Annotated in this window: 13 protein-coding genes, 1 tRNA gene and 1 pseudogene; 9 read left to right on the top strand and 6 right to left on the bottom strand. The window is 60.5% G+C overall.

All coding sequences use genetic code 11. The features are described 5' to 3' along the window. Positions 1–647, top strand: a pseudogene (locus tag AS026_RS32615) (integrase core domain-containing protein); the annotation flags it as partial. A 44-nt stretch (positions 648–691) separates the two neighbouring features. Here the strand turns inward: AS026_RS32615 and AS026_RS32610 are convergent. From AS026_RS32610 to AS026_RS32600, 3 genes are all read right to left on the bottom strand, one after another. Then, a tRNA-Ser gene (locus AS026_RS32610) sits at positions 692–782 on the bottom strand. Positions 783–862: 80 nt separating this feature from the next. Further along, positions 863–2080: an NAD(P)/FAD-dependent oxidoreductase gene (locus AS026_RS32605; RefSeq protein WP_062374646.1), complete on the bottom strand. Its 1218-nt coding sequence runs from the start codon at positions 2078–2080 to the stop codon at positions 863–865. An 84-nt stretch (positions 2081–2164) separates the two neighbouring features. After that, complete coding sequence (locus tag AS026_RS32600) at positions 2165–3280, bottom strand: Gfo/Idh/MocA family protein (protein WP_062374644.1); 1116 nt, start codon at positions 3278–3280, stop codon at positions 2165–2167. A 205-nt stretch (positions 3281–3485) separates the two neighbouring features. On the opposite strand from AS026_RS32600, the gene AS026_RS32595 reads away from it, so the two are divergent. The 5 genes from AS026_RS32595 to iolB all read left to right on the top strand — a co-directional run bounded on the left by AS026_RS32595 (position 3486) and on the right by iolB (position 10088). Continuing rightward, a complete protein-coding gene (locus AS026_RS32595) occupies positions 3486–4349 on the top strand; it encodes a MurR/RpiR family transcriptional regulator (protein ID WP_018857444.1) in 864 nt (287 codons plus the stop codon). Between the two features lie 104 nt (positions 4350–4453). Beyond that, on the top strand, positions 4454–6388 hold the full coding sequence (locus tag AS026_RS32590; RefSeq protein ID WP_062374641.1) for a bifunctional 5-dehydro-2-deoxygluconokinase/5-dehydro-2-deoxyphosphogluconate aldolase: 1935 nt from the start codon (positions 4454–4456) through the stop codon (positions 6386–6388). A gap of 23 nt (positions 6389–6411) precedes the next feature. After that, positions 6412–8262 carry a 3D-(3,5/4)-trihydroxycyclohexane-1,2-dione acylhydrolase (decyclizing) gene (iolD, locus tag AS026_RS32585; protein ID WP_062374638.1) on the top strand — a complete coding sequence of 617 codons (1851 nt, stop codon included), beginning with the start codon at positions 6412–6414 and terminating at the stop codon, positions 8260–8262. Positions 8263–8327: 65 nt separating this feature from the next. Further along, positions 8328–9245 (top strand): myo-inosose-2 dehydratase, encoded by a 918-nt coding sequence (iolE, locus tag AS026_RS32580; protein ID WP_062374635.1) that lies wholly within the window; start codon positions 8328–8330, stop codon positions 9243–9245. 45 nt (positions 9246–9290) lie between these two features. Further along, positions 9291–10088 (top strand): 5-deoxy-glucuronate isomerase, encoded by a 798-nt coding sequence (gene iolB / locus AS026_RS32575; protein WP_062374654.1) that lies wholly within the window; start codon positions 9291–9293, stop codon positions 10086–10088. 99 nt (positions 10089–10187) lie between these two features. Here the strand turns inward: iolB and AS026_RS32570 are convergent, their stop codons facing one another. Both AS026_RS32570 and AS026_RS32565 read right to left on the bottom strand, forming a co-directional pair. Next, positions 10188–10628, bottom strand: a complete 441-nt coding sequence (locus tag AS026_RS32570) for a glyoxalase superfamily protein (RefSeq protein WP_025659877.1) — start codon at positions 10626–10628, stop codon at positions 10188–10190. Between the two features lie 4 nt (positions 10629–10632). Beyond that, a complete protein-coding gene (locus AS026_RS32565; protein WP_018857450.1) occupies positions 10633–10821 on the bottom strand; it encodes a hypothetical protein in 189 nt (62 codons plus the stop codon). Positions 10822–10967: 146 nt separating this feature from the next. Between AS026_RS32565 and AS026_RS32560 the strand changes: the two genes are divergently transcribed. After that, complete coding sequence (locus AS026_RS32560) at positions 10968–11294, top strand: hypothetical protein (RefSeq protein ID WP_062374651.1); 327 nt, start codon at positions 10968–10970, stop codon at positions 11292–11294. Positions 11295–11375: 81 nt separating this feature from the next. Here AS026_RS32560 and AS026_RS32555 read toward each other — a convergent pair whose 3' ends face one another. Then, a complete protein-coding gene (locus tag AS026_RS32555; RefSeq protein ID WP_062374632.1) occupies positions 11376–11822 on the bottom strand; it encodes a baeRF12 domain-containing protein in 447 nt (148 codons plus the stop codon). Positions 11823–12098: 276 nt separating this feature from the next. Between AS026_RS32555 and AS026_RS32550 the strand changes: the two genes are divergently transcribed. Continuing rightward, positions 12099–12494: a hypothetical protein gene (locus tag AS026_RS32550; RefSeq protein ID WP_018116335.1), complete on the top strand. Its 396-nt coding sequence runs from the start codon at positions 12099–12101 to the stop codon at positions 12492–12494. Positions 12495–12588: 94 nt separating this feature from the next. Next, positions 12589–13701, top strand: coding sequence for a pyridoxal phosphate-dependent aminotransferase (locus AS026_RS32545; RefSeq protein WP_062374629.1), 1113 nt, complete (start codon positions 12589–12591; stop codon positions 13699–13701). The last annotated feature ends 93 nt before the right edge of the window (positions 13702–13794 follow it).

The following is a 13794-nucleotide window of genomic DNA, read 5'->3' as shown; positions in this document are numbered from 1 at the left end:
GCCTTCGAGACGACCCGTGAACGCGGCGTCTTCGATGCCTTCGCGCGGGTGTTTGCCGAACGCGGATTGCCGCTTGCCATCCGCTCCGACAACGGCCTGCCCTTCGCCAGCCCGAACGGGCTCTACAATCTCTCGAAGCTGTCGGTCTGGTGGCTGAGGCTCGGCATCGTCTTCGAGCGCATCCGCCCCGGCCATCCGCAGGAGAACGGCCGCCATGAGCGCATGCATCTGACGCTGAAGAAGGAAGCCACCCGCCCGCCGGGACGCAATATCCTGCAGCAGCAGATGCGCTTCGACGCATTCATCAGCGAATTCAACACGGAAAGACCGCACGAGGCCCTGTCGATGAAGGTGCCGGCCGAAGTCTACCAGACCTCGGTCGGCACCTATGAAGGGCTGCCCGAGATCAGCTACCCCTTCCACGACCGCGATGCCATCGTCACCAATTGCGGCCGTCTGTGCATCCATCGCAAGAAGATCAACATCTCAACCGTCATGGCCGGCCAGAAGCTCGGCCTCAAGAAGTCGACGACGGCATTTGGCTCGTCAGCTTCCCGCGCTATGATCTCGGATATATCGACCTCGAACAGAGGACATTGCAAACAATCGACAACCCGTTCGGCACGAGGTTGTCACCGATGTCTTAGGTACCGATTGTGACCTATGTGTCCGGGTCGGACAATGATCATGGTGGCGGAGAGGAAGGGATTCGAACCCTCGATACGCTTTTGACGTATACTCCCTTAGCAGGGGAGCGCCTTCGACCACTCGGCCACCTCTCCGGTGGGAGCCTGATAGAGTCATTCGACAGGTGACGCAAGCGCTTTTTCGGCTTTTTCACCTGATGCCGAGGCCGCCGGCCTCAGCTCAGCAGTTGCTTGAGATCGGTAGATGCGTCCGCAATGATCGCCCTGTCGGGATTGATCCCGGATTCCAGCATCTTCTTGCCGCTGACGTAGGCCCTGGCGTCATTGATGGCATCCACGGCGATGAATGCCCCATTCTTGAAATACCAGATCGAGTGGGCGCCGTCGCGCGAGCCTGGACGCAGGACTGTATCGTCATAGCCCATGTTGAAGCCGGCGATCTGCAGCTTCACGTCATACTGATCCGACCAGAACCAAGGCTTGGGATCGTATGCTTCGTTGCCGCCGGCGATGATGGCGGCGACGGCTTCTGCCTGGTCGACGGCGTTCTGCACCGATTCGAGACGGATGCGTCCGCCTTGCCACGGCAGGGCCGCACAGTCACCCGCGGCAAAAATCGACGGATCGGACGTGCGGGCGAATTCATCCACGATAATTCCGTTGGCGACCTCGAGACCCGCCTCCTTGGCGAGTTGATCGTTCGGGACGACGCCGATGCCGACAATGACGAAATCGACCTCGATCGTGGACCCGTCGGAGAGTTCGGCAGCGACAACCCTGCCTTCATGGCCGACAAGATGCTTGAGCCCGGTCTTCTCCCGGATGACAACGTCATGTGTCTCATGAATCACCCGCATGATGTCGGCCGTCTCCCTGGCAGCGACGCGCTGCAGGATTCGGTCAGCCATCTCGATCACGGTAACCTCGAGACCGCGGTGGCGGGCAACGGCCGCCGCCTCAAGTCCAATATAGCCGCCGCCAATGATAAGGACCCGGCGACCCGGACGCATTTCATCGGCAAGCAGGTCGGCGTCGCGCTTGTCGCGCGCCACATAGACACCTTCAAGATCTCCGCCGATTGACGCCGGCAGCGCGCGCGGCGTCGAGCCGGTGGTCAGCGCCAGGGTGCCATAGTCGAGCGAGGAACCGTCCTGCAGCAGGACCTGTTTCTTGTCGCGAACGATCTGCTCCGCCCAGGTGGAAAGCCTGATCTCGACATTGTTGTCGGGGTACCAGTGTTCCGGCCGGAACAGCAGTCGATCGAAACTCATCTCGCCAAGCAGGTACTTCTTCGTGAGTGGCGGCCGCTGGTAGGGCAGCGCGTCTTCCGCACCGATGATGGTGATTGGGCGCATATCCTTGAGCGCACGCAGTTTCGCGGCCAATGCAAAGCCCGCCTGCCCCGCGCCGATGATCACCAGTCTGTCCGTCACGTTTTCACTCCCAGCATGCAGCCGCGCGTTCCAGAAAAGGGGTATCCCCTGCCTCCAGCGCCGTCAACCGGAAGCGGACAGACCTTAATCGATCTCGATCCAGCGGCGCTCGTGGAATGACTGTGCCATGGCGTGAACGGACTTCTCTATCCTAAGACCGTCTTCGAATGTCACGATCGACGACGGCTCACCGGAAATTGCGCGGATCAGTTCGCGGCATTCGATGATTTTCAAGTCGTTGAAGCCGAGCCCGTGGCCAGGCGCCGGGATGAAGCGATCGTAGGGCAGATGTGCCGGGCCGGCGAGTATCTTGCGGAAGCCCTGCTCCGAGCCGCGCCCTTCGGCCTGATAGAGTTCGAATTCGTTCATGCGCTCTTGATCGTAAGTGATGGCGCCATTCGAGCCGAAGATCTGCAGCGCGATTCGCCCTTTCCGCCCCCAAGCGGCGCGGTTTGCCATCAGCACCGCAGAGATCCCACCGCCAAGTCGCATCAGGACATTGGCCGCATCGTGATTCTCGACATCGCGGCGACCGCCTTCCTTCAACGGCCGGCTGGCGTAGGGCTTTACCATGTCGGTGATGACAGCCTCAACGTGACCGAACAGATACCAGAGCAGCGACAGCGGGTGCACGGCGAAATCATCAAGCGCGCCGTAGCCGGCGGAAAGCTCGCTCTTCCAATAGAAGAAGACATCGGGATCGGCCATGAAGTCCTCGTCCATCTCGACGCGGATGTGATTGACCGCACCGATCGCCCCCTCCTCGATCAGTGCCTTGATATGCCGGATGATGGGGTTCTGGATATAATTGTAGCCGAGAACGGCGATCTTGCCCGAGGCCCTTGCCGTCTCCAGCATGCGTTCGGCATCGGCATAAGCCGGTGCCATCGGCTTTTCGCACCAGACGTGCTTCCCCGCTTCGAGCGCGGCAATCGCCATCTCGGCGTGGAACTGGTTCGGCGTGGTGATGGAAACGACATCAACTTCGGGATCGGCGATCAGCCTGCGCCAATCGGCGGTTGCCTTTTCGAAGCCGAACTCGGAGGCGCGCTTCTCGGCAAGCTCGGCATTGGCTTCGGCCAGATGGACCAGGCGCGGGCGTTCGACGTCGCCGAATACGGTCTTGACCGCATTCCATGCGAGTGCGTGGCACTTGCCCATATAGCCAGTGCCGATCAGGCCGATTCCCAGTGCTTTCATTGTATCTCCTCCAGATGTCGGGCGGATTTTTGGAATATTTAGATCATTTTGACAAGCCGCCTTTCTCGCGCACTTTTGCCGCCCCGGCTCCAAAAACTGTTCAAAACACTTGGATTTCAATAGAATAAAAACAATTGGGCTCCCGAATGAAAATCATCTATGCTCATAAATATGGAATGTTTATTTCGTTCAATGGACAGCGCGCATGGACAGTGACAGCAAAACACCCGCCAGGGTTCCTCGCGACTTCGAGAGCCTGCGCAGCATCATCATCGAACGGAAAGCAAACATGCCGAAGCGGCTTGCGCAGGTCGCAGCTTTCGCACTCGGCAACCCGGACGAAATCGCCTTCGGCACGACGGCAAGCATCGCCGCGGCATCCGACGTGCAACCGTCGACCCTGGTGCGTCTGGCCCATCATCTTGGCTACGAGGGCTTTTCCGACCTGCAGAGCATCTTTCGCGAACGCCTGCGTGACCGAACGCTGACATATGAAGAGCGACTGGTGACGCTGGAGCAGGCAAGCGGCGAGGACGAGGACGCCAACCTGCTTTCGGGTTTCATTTCGGCTGCGAGCCAATCGGTCAACAGGCTGGCGGCTACCGTCCAGACGGATACCTTTACCAAGGCAGTCGATATCCTCGCGGCTGCCGAGACGATTTACCTGATCGCCAAGCGACGCTCCTATCCGCTGACGGCGCATATGACCTACGCCTTCTCGAAGCTGAACATTCGGCACCAGATCGTCGCATCGCCAAATGGCGTCGACCCGGAAATGGTGCAGTTCGCGACGGGGAAGGATGCAGCAATCGCAGCGAGCTTCTCTCCCTATGCCGCCGACAGCCTCAGCCAGGCGGAAGCGTTGGCGGATCGTGGCGTGCCTGTCGTTGCCATCACCGATTCGGCCTTTTCGCCCCTCGCCGCCCGCGCCACCTGCTGGTTCGAGGTGGCGGAGGCAGACTTTGCCGGCTTCCGCTCGCTTTCCGCTTCGATGGCCCTGACAATGGCAATTCCGGTGGCGATCGCCGAGCGGCGGCGCAAGCGAGCCCACGCAAAATCGACTAAATAAAAAATGGAACAAACATTCCGAATTGACAACAATACGGAACCGATGTTTCATTGCTCGCAATCAGCAGGCGTCATGCCGTAGCCAAAATCTAGCGGGAGGACATCATGGCACAACCGAACCCGGGCTCGCAGTTAGAACCGTCGCTTGACGTGATCACGATCGGGCGTTCCTCGGTCGACCTCTATGGGCAACAGATCGGCTCGCGCCTTGAGGATATCGGTTCTTTTGCCAAGTCTGTCGGCGGTTGCCCTGCGAACATTGCCATCGGGACAGCCCGTCTCGGGCTCAAGTCGGGCCTGATTACCCGCGTCGGCGACGAGCAGATGGGCCGGTTCATCATTGAGCAATCTGCGCGCGAAGGGGTCGAGACGAAAGGCATCAAGACCGACAAGGAGCGCCTGACGGCGCTGGTGCTCCTCGCCGTCGAAGCCGAAGGCGTATCGCCGATGATCTTCTATCGCGCGGACTGTGCCGACATGGCGCTCGATGAAGGTGATATCGACGAAAGCTTCATCAAGTCGTCGTGCGCCGTGCTGGTGTCGGGCACGCATTTTTCCCGGCCGAACACGGAAGCCGCACAGCGCAAGGCCATCCGCATCGCCAAGGCCAATGGCCGAAAGGTAATCTTCGACATCGACTATCGGCCGAATCTCTGGGGCCTCGCAGGCCATGCCGAGGGCTTTGAGCGCTATGTGAAGTCGGACCGTGTCTCCTCCAAGATGAAGGAAACGCTTCCAGACTGCGACCTGATTGTCGGAACGGAAGAGGAAATCCTGATTGCGTCAGGCGCCGACGACGTCCTTGGCGCACTCAAGGAAATTCGCCGCCTGTCGCCGGCAACGATCGTTCTCAAGCGCGGTGCGATGGGTTGCATCGTCTATGACGGTCCGATCAGCGACAATCTGGAAGACGGCATCGTCGGCGAAGGCTTCCCCATCGAGGTGTTCAACGTGCTCGGCGCCGGCGACGCCTTCATGTCAGGCCTGCTGCGCGGCTGGCTGAAGAACGAGCCGCTGAAGACCTGCGCCACCTGGGCCAACGCCTGCGGCGCCTTCGCCGTCTCCCGCCTGCTCTGCTCGCCTGAGTATCCGACCTGGGCGGAGCTCGACTTCTTTCTGAAGCACGGCAGCAAGCATCGCGCGCTGCGCAAGGACGAAGCGATCAATCACATTCACTGGGCCTCGACGCGCAAGGGCGACATTCCGCTTCTCATGGCGCTTGCCATCGACCACCGGTCGCAGCTCACCAGCGTCTGCGACGAACTCGGCGTAGATTACAAGAAGATCGTCGCCTTCAAGCGCCTTGCGGTAGAAGCCGCCGCCCGTGTCGCGGATGGCCGCAACGGTTACGGCATGCTGATCGACGAGCGCTTCGGACGCGACGCCTTCTTCGATGCGGCAACCAAGAACTTCGCATGGATCGGTCGCCCGGTGGAATTGCCGGGTTCCAAACCGCTTCGCTTCGAGTTCAGCCAGGACATCGGCTCGCAGCTTGTGGAATGGCCTCTCGATCATTGCATCAAATGCCTGTGCTTCTACCATCCGGACGATCCGGCAGCCCTGAAGACCGAGCAGCAGGAAAAGCTGCGGACGCTCTTTGAAGCCGCCCGCAAGGTTGGCCGCGAATTGCTCGTCGAAATCATCGCAAGCAAGAACGGACCGCTGACCGATGATACGATCTCGACGGCGCTGGAAGAGCTCTATGCGCTCGGCATCAAACCGGATTGGTGGAAGCTCGAGCCTCAAGCTTCGACGGCCGCCTGGAAGAAAATCGATGCCGTGATCGCCAAGAACGACCCCTGGTGCCGCGGCATCGTGTTGCTCGGCCTTGAAGCGCCGGCCAACGAGCTGGTGAAAGGCTTCGAGGCGACGCTGGCAGCTCCTTCCGTGAAGGGATTCGCCGTCGGCCGCACGATTTTTGCCGAGGCAGCCCGCGGCTGGCTTTCCGGCAAGTTGAATGATGAAGAAGCGATCGCAGACATGGCCGGACGCTTCCGCCAATTGACCGAGGCCTGGTTGAAAACCCGCGGCCTACATTAATTAGAGCATTTGGGAGGTGCCCCATGGGCAAGACTGTACGATTGACGATGGCGCAGGCCGTTGCGCATTTTCTCAAGAAGCAGATGACTGAGGTCGACGGGAAGAAGGTGCCGATCTTCGGCGGCGTCTGGGCGATCTTCGGGCACGGCAACGTCGCCGGCATCGGCGAGGCCCTATACCAAGTGCGTGGCGATTTGCCGACCTATCGCGCCCATAACGAACAGGGCATGGCCCATGCGGCGATCGCCTATGCCAAGGCGAATTTCCGCCAACGCTTCATGGCCTGCACCACCTCGATCGGCCCCGGTGCACTCAACATGGTGACGGCCGCCGGTGTCGCCCACGTTAACCGCATTCCGGTTCTCTTCCTGCCGGGCGACGTCTTTGCCAACCGTGTACCGGATCCGGTGCTGCAGCAGATCGAGGATTTTGGCGACGGAACGGTTTCGGCCAACGATGCTTTCCGTCCGGTCTCCCGCTATTTCGACCGCATCACACGCCCTGAGCAGATCATCTCGGCGCTGAAGCGCGCCATGCAGGTGCTGACCGATCCCTATGATTGCGGCCCCGTCACGCTGTCATTGTGCCAGGACGTGCAGGCGGAAGCCTTTGATTATCCCGAGAGCTTCTTCCAGGAGCGCGTCTGGACCATGCGCCGTCCGCGCCCGGATGCCGATGAGTTGGCGAACGCTATCGCTCTCATCAAGAAATCCGAGAAGCCGGTCATTATCGCCGGCGGTGGCGTGCTTTACTCCCAAGCAACCAAGGAACTGACGGCATTTGCCGAGGAACATCGAATTCCCGTTGTCGTGACGCAGGCCGGAAAGTCGGCGATCGACGAGAGGCATCCGCTGGCGCTTGGCTCGGTCGGCGTCACAGGGACATCGGCGGCCAATGCGATTGCAACGGAAACAGATCTGATCATCGCAGTCGGCACGCGCTGCCAGGATTTCACGACCGGCTCCTGGGCACTGTTTCAGAATGAGAAGCTGAAAATTCTCGGCGTGAACATTGCCGCCTACGATGCCGCAAAGCACGACGGCCAGACATTGGTGGCTGACGCCCGTGAAGGGCTGAAGGCAATCTCAAGTGGGCTCGCAGGCTGGAAAGCACCGACCGCGCTGGCGGAGAAGGCCGAACGGGAAAAGAAGGTCTGGGTGGAGGCGGCCGCCAAGGCGATGGCGAGCACCAATGCCGCCCTGCCCTCCGACGCCCAGGTGATCGGCGCCGTTACGCGCACGATCGACCTCGAAAGGGCAATCGGCCTTTGCGCCGCCGGCGGTCTGCCGGGTGAGATGCACAAGCTATGGCCGGCGACAGCACCTGGCAGCTATCACATGGAATACGGCTTTTCCTGCATGGGCTACGAGATTGCCGGCGGGCTCGGCGCCAAGATGGCGCATCCCGAAAAGGAAGTCTTCGTCCTCGTCGGCGACGGCTCCTACATGATGCTGAATTCCGAGCTCGCGACGTCGGTCATGCTCGGCCTGAAGCTCAACATCGTCCTGCTCGACAACCGCGGCTACGGCTGCATCAACCGGCTGCAGATGGCGACCGGCGGCGCGAACTTCAACAACCTGCTGAAGGACGCTCACTACGAAGTCATGCCCGAGATCGACTTCCGGGCGCACGCCGAGAGCATGGGCGCGATTGCGGTCAAGGTTGAGTCGATCGCCGAGCTTGAAAAGGCCATCGCCGACGCGAAAAAGAATGACCGTACATCGGTTTTCGTCATCGACACCGATCCGCTGATCACGACGGAAGCTGGGGGCTATTGGTGGGATGTTGCTGTCCCTGAAGTCAGCCCGCGTGAACAGGTCAACAAGGCGCATGCGGCTTACGTCAAGGCGCGCGCCGACCAGCGTATCGCCTAACCGGCTGTTTTAATTTTCGGAAGAGCGGTCCCGCTCTTCCAGCAATGCCTTTGAGGAGACTATTGATGAAGGCCAAACTTGGCATGTCGCCGATCGCCTGGTGGAACGACGATCTTCCTGAGCTCAGCGACGACGTATCCCTGGAAGAATGCCTGCGCCAGTCGCGCAGCGCCGGCTTCACCGGCATGGAACAGGGCCGCCGCTTTCCGAACAATCCGGCCGAGATGCTGCCGATCCTGCGCGCCGCCGACGTGACGCTCTGCGGCGGCTGGTTCTCCGGCACGCTTGTCGACGAGGACCTTTCCGCCAACAAGGAGCGCATTGCGCCGATGATCGAGCTGTTCAAAGCCGTCAACGCGCCTTGCATCGTCTATGGCGAGGTTGGCCGTTCAATTCAGGGGGACCGCTCCAAGCCGCTTGCCACCAAGCCGCGCCTCTCCGACGACGAGATGAAGGCTTATGCCCGCAAGGTCACGCAGTTTGGCGAATGGTGCGCCGAGCAGGGCATGCCGCTTTCCTATCACCACCACATGGCGGCCGTCGTCGAGACCGAGCCGGAGCTCGATGCCTTCATGCGCAATTCGGGCGAAGGCATTCCCCTTCTGCTCGACGCCGGGCACCTGGCTTTCGCCGGCGGCGACGTCTTGCGCGCCATCGATAACCACCACGCCCGCATCAACCACGTCCACGTCAAGGACATCCGCGAAGCCGTTGTCGACGGGCTCGACCGCAGGAAGCAGTCATTCCTCGATGCGGTAGCGCTCGGCGCCTTCACGGTACCCGGCGATGGCTCGCTTGATTTCGGCGCCATTGTCAAGCGGTTCGCCGGTTACGGGTATGAGGGATGGTTCGTCGTCGAGGCAGAACAGGATCCGCGCAAGGCGCCGCCGCAGAAGATGGCGGAGATCGGTCACGCCGAACTGATGCGGGTGATGACGGCCGCTGGCTACACGGTGGAAACCGAAGGCTTCCCGAAGGGATAACACGCCCGTTGAAGCGCATTGATGTGGAATGAAGGACATACGTTCATGCCGAACCTTCTCGTAAAGCCCAAGGGTGACAGCGGTCGCGTCACCCACGTCACGCCCGACACCGCCGGCTGGACTTATGTCGGCTTCGACATGCATCGGCTGAAGCCGGGTGAGACCGTCTCCGGCGCCTCAAGCGACCGTGAAGTCTGCCTCGTCTGGGTGGCCGGCAAAGGCAAGGCGACCGCCGCTGGAGAGGATTTCGGTTCGGTCGGCGGGCGCATGAGCCCATTCGAGGGTGCGCCGCACTCGCTCTATGTTCCGGCTGGCACAAGCTGGTCGGTGACGGCGGAAACCGATCTCGAACTTGCCGTCTGCTCGGCGCCTGGCGGCGGCGATTACAAGGCGAAGCTCATCCCGCCCGGCGTGCACCCGCAATTCCAGCGCGGCAAGGGCTCGAATGTTCGCCTCGTGACCAACATCATGCCCGAGGACGACAACTCCGCTCATTCGCTGCTGGTCGTCGAGGTCATCACGCCGAACGGCAATACATCCTCCTACCCTTCTCACAAGCATGATCAGGACAATCTGCCGAACGAGAGCCTGCTGGAGGAGACCTATTACCACCGCATGAACCCGCCGCAGGGCTTCGCCTTCCAACGCGTCTATACCGATGATCGGTCGCTCGATGAGGCGATGGCGGTGGAGAATGGCGACGTGACGCTGGTGCCGAAGGGTTACCACCCGTGCGCCACCGTCCACGGCTATGATCTCTACTATCTCAACGTCATGGCCGGCCCGAAGCGGGTATGGAAGTTCCACAACCAGCCAGAGCACGAATGGCTGCTGAAGGCGTAGGCGAAATCACGATCGGGAAATAGCCTGACAGCGCGGCAGCGTGTTGATGGTCCAATCCTCCATCAACTGCCGCCAACACTGCGCACACTAAGTGGCCACTTAAATCTCGAGCACGAGATGTGGGACGCCGTTCGAGGTCTTGCGCGGAGATACGCCATTGCTGTCGACCTGCGCGTTGATGCGCTGCCGGAAGGCGGAGAAGCTCTCGAAGGTCACGACATCCACCGGTTCGTCGAAGTGGATGGTGATCTTGTGGAGCCCGCCGCCCGGTTGAGCGGCAAGCGCCAGGACCTTGCCGGTGAACGGCTGGTTCAAATAGCGGCCGCGCACCAGGGAGCCTACGGAGATGGCGGCGATCGGTTCCTCGTTCGGCCGGGTGGCGAGTGCGGAAAGCGTGTTCCAATCACGCACGCCATGCTGCTGGGCAATGAGTTCCAGCGCGGCACTATGAGAGATCGCGGTGCCGCGCGCTTCCATGGCCTGGCGGAGGCGCTTGGCTTGCGATTTCAATTCTTCGATTGTCGGATATGCGGTGGTCACGGATTCAGCCTTTCGGAAGGCATGCCATTTCGACCTGTACAAGGGTGCTCGCATTGCCTGCAGTCAGCATGCACCAATTGGCTGCGACTGATCCTATCGAGTACTTCACCATGGACTTGTCGTCCGCGAGCGGCAGGCGCCTCGAGCCAAGTTCGATATGCTTGAACGGCGGCGAACTGTCAAGCGATGCCAAGGAGGCCCATCCCTGTCTAATAACGAGCCATTTTGATCTCCAGACAGGCATAAGCTTCGGATTGTAGGGAGATCATTCAGAAGTTGTCAGCAATCTTGCGCTAATCTCGAAGCGTAGAACAAGCGGAGGCTACCATGGCCTTTCAGATGCACCTCGACACAGAGCAGCCCGAGCAGGCTTACCGGGAGTTTTCGCTCGACCGCCCCGGAAAGATCATCTTCGTCGGGCATCACCTCAGCACGGGAACGCAGGTCCGCTGCCTGATCCGCACGATCACGCTTGCCGGCGCGGTGCTGGAGGTCAATCCGAGCCTCGAGGTCCCGAACCACTTCTTCCTCGAAATCCTCGGCATCCACGACGAGATCGGCTCGACGGTGGTCAAGCGCGAGGGCGACCTCGTGACGATCAGCTTCAACATGCTGATCAACCCAGAATTCCTGCATCACGTCTTAAGGCTGAATTTCGAATCTTAGCCTCGATGTATTGCTCTTGCATCTTGTCTGCGAAACCGCCGCTTCCCTGGTGGCGGTGCGCCGCGGCCGTAGGAGGTTGCGTCAAGAAGCTAGGTGCCGCTCTATTTGGTCGACCGGCAGATTAATGTAATCCTTCGGCACCTCAGCCGAAACTGCAGCCTGAACATCGGCCGATAGGTTGGCTCGCAGCGTACCGAGCGCCTTTGGCGGCGCAACCAAAATGATGCGACGCGTGTTTTTTTCACGCACAAGCACCTCCATCTTTGCGGCTACCAGCTTCAGGAACTCTGCCTCGGCCTGCTCGTGCCAGTCCGTCTGCTCAACGGCGCTGGCACTCTGCCCATCGGCCGCGTGCGTTCGACCCGGTTTGTCTGCGCCTATTTCGCGGTCCGGTTCGTTGGGCTGACTCAGGGTTTCTTCAACCTTGAGGTTCATCAATTCCGCACCGCCTGCGTTCCGCAGGATCAATGCCTTGGCACCATCGCAAACGACGACCCACGACTTCGACGGAACTCTGACATCAACCATTGTGATTTCCTCGCTCTGCAATTTTGAAGCGCTGTGCGCCGCCGACAATTAGGCAAACGTGCAAATCGACAAAGAGTTCGATGACATTTCGCGACAACTACGGTCCGGCGATCCATTCGCTACTCGACGCGAGAAGATGTTCGCCCCAGCTGGCCGAGCGGGCGGAAATGGCCGCATCGCTAAAATTGTATTTTCCTCGTTCACAATTGTGCAAGGCATTCGTGTGAGGCTTCAATTGAAGAGGACCGGGATTACCTTGGTTCAGGGAAACGCGGAATGTCGATGCTTCGTGCCACACACCTTGCAACCGTGAAATCCGCGGTTTACGAGACGCGCTGGGAAAAATTCAACGTAAGGCGCCCCGCCCGGATCGTTGCGGTTCGGCCCTGTCTTACCGGCATCTCCGTCCGGAGTGCGGAGATCGTCGATATCTCGCAGGGTGGCGCTACGTTTGTCGTGTCATCCACCGCGGGCCTGCCAAAGCACTACTACCTTAACATTCTCGGCCTTGCCTATCGGATCGGTTGTGCGGAAACCTATCGCAACAACGAACGTATCGGCGTCCGCTTCATCAATACGATCGAACCCGACGTGCTGCGCCGCGTTTTGCGCGCCGACTTCATGATTGGCAACATGGAAGCGATCGAAGCCCGCGGAATCGTGCGGATGTAAATCGTGAATACCTGGGAATAATGTTTCTTGCCTTGGCGGCAGCGGGGCCTATTGTCGGTCCGAATTTTCACAGCATCCAGGAAATTGCCCCAGCATGTCCGCCTTCTCGCGCTTCACGCCGCTTGCTAACGCCCTTCCCTCCACCGTTCCGTTCGTCGGCCCAGAAGCAATCGAGCGTCAGCGCGGCCTTCAGGTCAAGGCGCGTATCGGCGCCAACGAGAATGGCTTTGGCCCTGCCCCATCCGTACTCGCAGCCATGCGCGTCCAGGCTGGCGAGATATGGAAGTACAACGATCCTGAAAACTACGAGCTCAGGGAAGCACTTGCCAACCATCTGGGCGTCGGAATCGACTCCATCGCGATAGGGGGCGGCATCGACGAACTGCTCGGCCAGATCGTACGGCTCGTCATTGAGCCGGGCGCACCCGTCGTGACATCGCTCGGCGGCTATCCAACGTTCAATTTCCACGTTGCCGGCTTCGGCGGGCGGCTCGTGACCGTGCCCTATGCCAGCGATCGCGAAGATCTCGACGGTCTCCTCGCAGCCGTCAAACGCGAGAACGCGCCGCTGGTCTATTTCGCCAATCCGGACAATCCGATGGGAAGCTGGTGGGGTGCCGACAGTGTCGTCGCCTTTGCCCGTGCGCTACCGGAAACCACGATGCTCATTCTCGACGAGGCCTACAGCGAAACCGGCCCGGCGGGATCGCTGCCCCCCATCAGCGCGCTGATCGACTTGCCGAATGTTGTGCGCACGCGCACCTTCTCGAAAGCCTATGGCCTGGCGGGCGCCAGGGTCGGCTATGTCATCTCGACATCAGGTACGGCGCGCGCATTCGACAAGATCCGCAATCATTTCGGCATGAATCGACTGGCCACGATCGCTGCACTGGCGGCACTCAAGGACCAAGCCTATCTCGCCGAGGTCGTGGCCAGCATCCACGGCGCGCGCGACCGGATCGCCGCCATCGCCAAGGCCAACAACCTCGTTCCGCTCGCCTCCGCCACAAATTTCGTTGCGATCGACGCCGGACGTGACGGCACCTACGCCCGTGCCATTGTCGATGGCCTGATGCAGCACGGCGTCTTCATTCGCATGCCCGGCGTTGCCCCGCTCAACCGCTGCATCCGCGTCAGCGTTGGACCGGAAGCTGACATGGCGCTTCTCGAGGAAGCCCTGCCGCAGGTACTCAAGACATTGGGTTAAACGCAAGGAACCGCGCCAGCCTTGTTCCTGCCGGTCGCGGTTGATGTCCTGGCATTGGCGCGTCCGAGCACCGCGCCAGCCCCCTTTTGTGGT

The sequence above is a fragment of the Rhizobium altiplani genome (assembly GCF_001542405.1).
In the GTDB taxonomy this organism is placed as follows: domain Bacteria; phylum Pseudomonadota; class Alphaproteobacteria; order Rhizobiales; family Rhizobiaceae; genus Rhizobium; species Rhizobium altiplani.
This window is presented reverse-complemented; position numbering and strand designations above follow the sequence as displayed.

Bases quoted from the DNA above. Each gene is read 5' to 3' on its own strand.
- AS026_RS32600 (WP_062374644.1), bottom strand. From the start codon at position 3,280: ATGAAAGCACTGGGAATCGGCCTGATCGGCACTGGCTATATGGGCAAG.
- AS026_RS32595 (WP_018857444.1), top strand. From the start codon at position 3,486: ATGGACAGTGACAGCAAAACACCCGCCAGGGTTCCTCGCGACTTCGAG.
- AS026_RS32590 (WP_062374641.1), top strand. From the start codon at position 4,454: ATGGCACAACCGAACCCGGGCTCGCAGTTAGAACCGTCGCTTGACGTG.
- iolD (WP_062374638.1), top strand. From the start codon at position 6,412: ATGGGCAAGACTGTACGATTGACGATGGCGCAGGCCGTTGCGCATTTT.
- iolE (WP_062374635.1), top strand. From the start codon at position 8,328: ATGAAGGCCAAACTTGGCATGTCGCCGATCGCCTGGTGGAACGACGAT.
- iolB (WP_062374654.1), top strand. From the start codon at position 9,291: ATGCCGAACCTTCTCGTAAAGCCCAAGGGTGACAGCGGTCGCGTCACC.
- AS026_RS32560 (WP_062374651.1), top strand. From the start codon at position 10,968: ATGCACCTCGACACAGAGCAGCCCGAGCAGGCTTACCGGGAGTTTTCG.
- AS026_RS32555 (WP_062374632.1), bottom strand. From the start codon at position 11,822: ATGGTTGATGTCAGAGTTCCGTCGAAGTCGTGGGTCGTCGTTTGCGAT.
- AS026_RS32550 (WP_018116335.1), top strand. From the start codon at position 12,099: ATGTCGATGCTTCGTGCCACACACCTTGCAACCGTGAAATCCGCGGTT.
- AS026_RS32545 (WP_062374629.1), top strand. From the start codon at position 12,589: ATGTCCGCCTTCTCGCGCTTCACGCCGCTTGCTAACGCCCTTCCCTCC.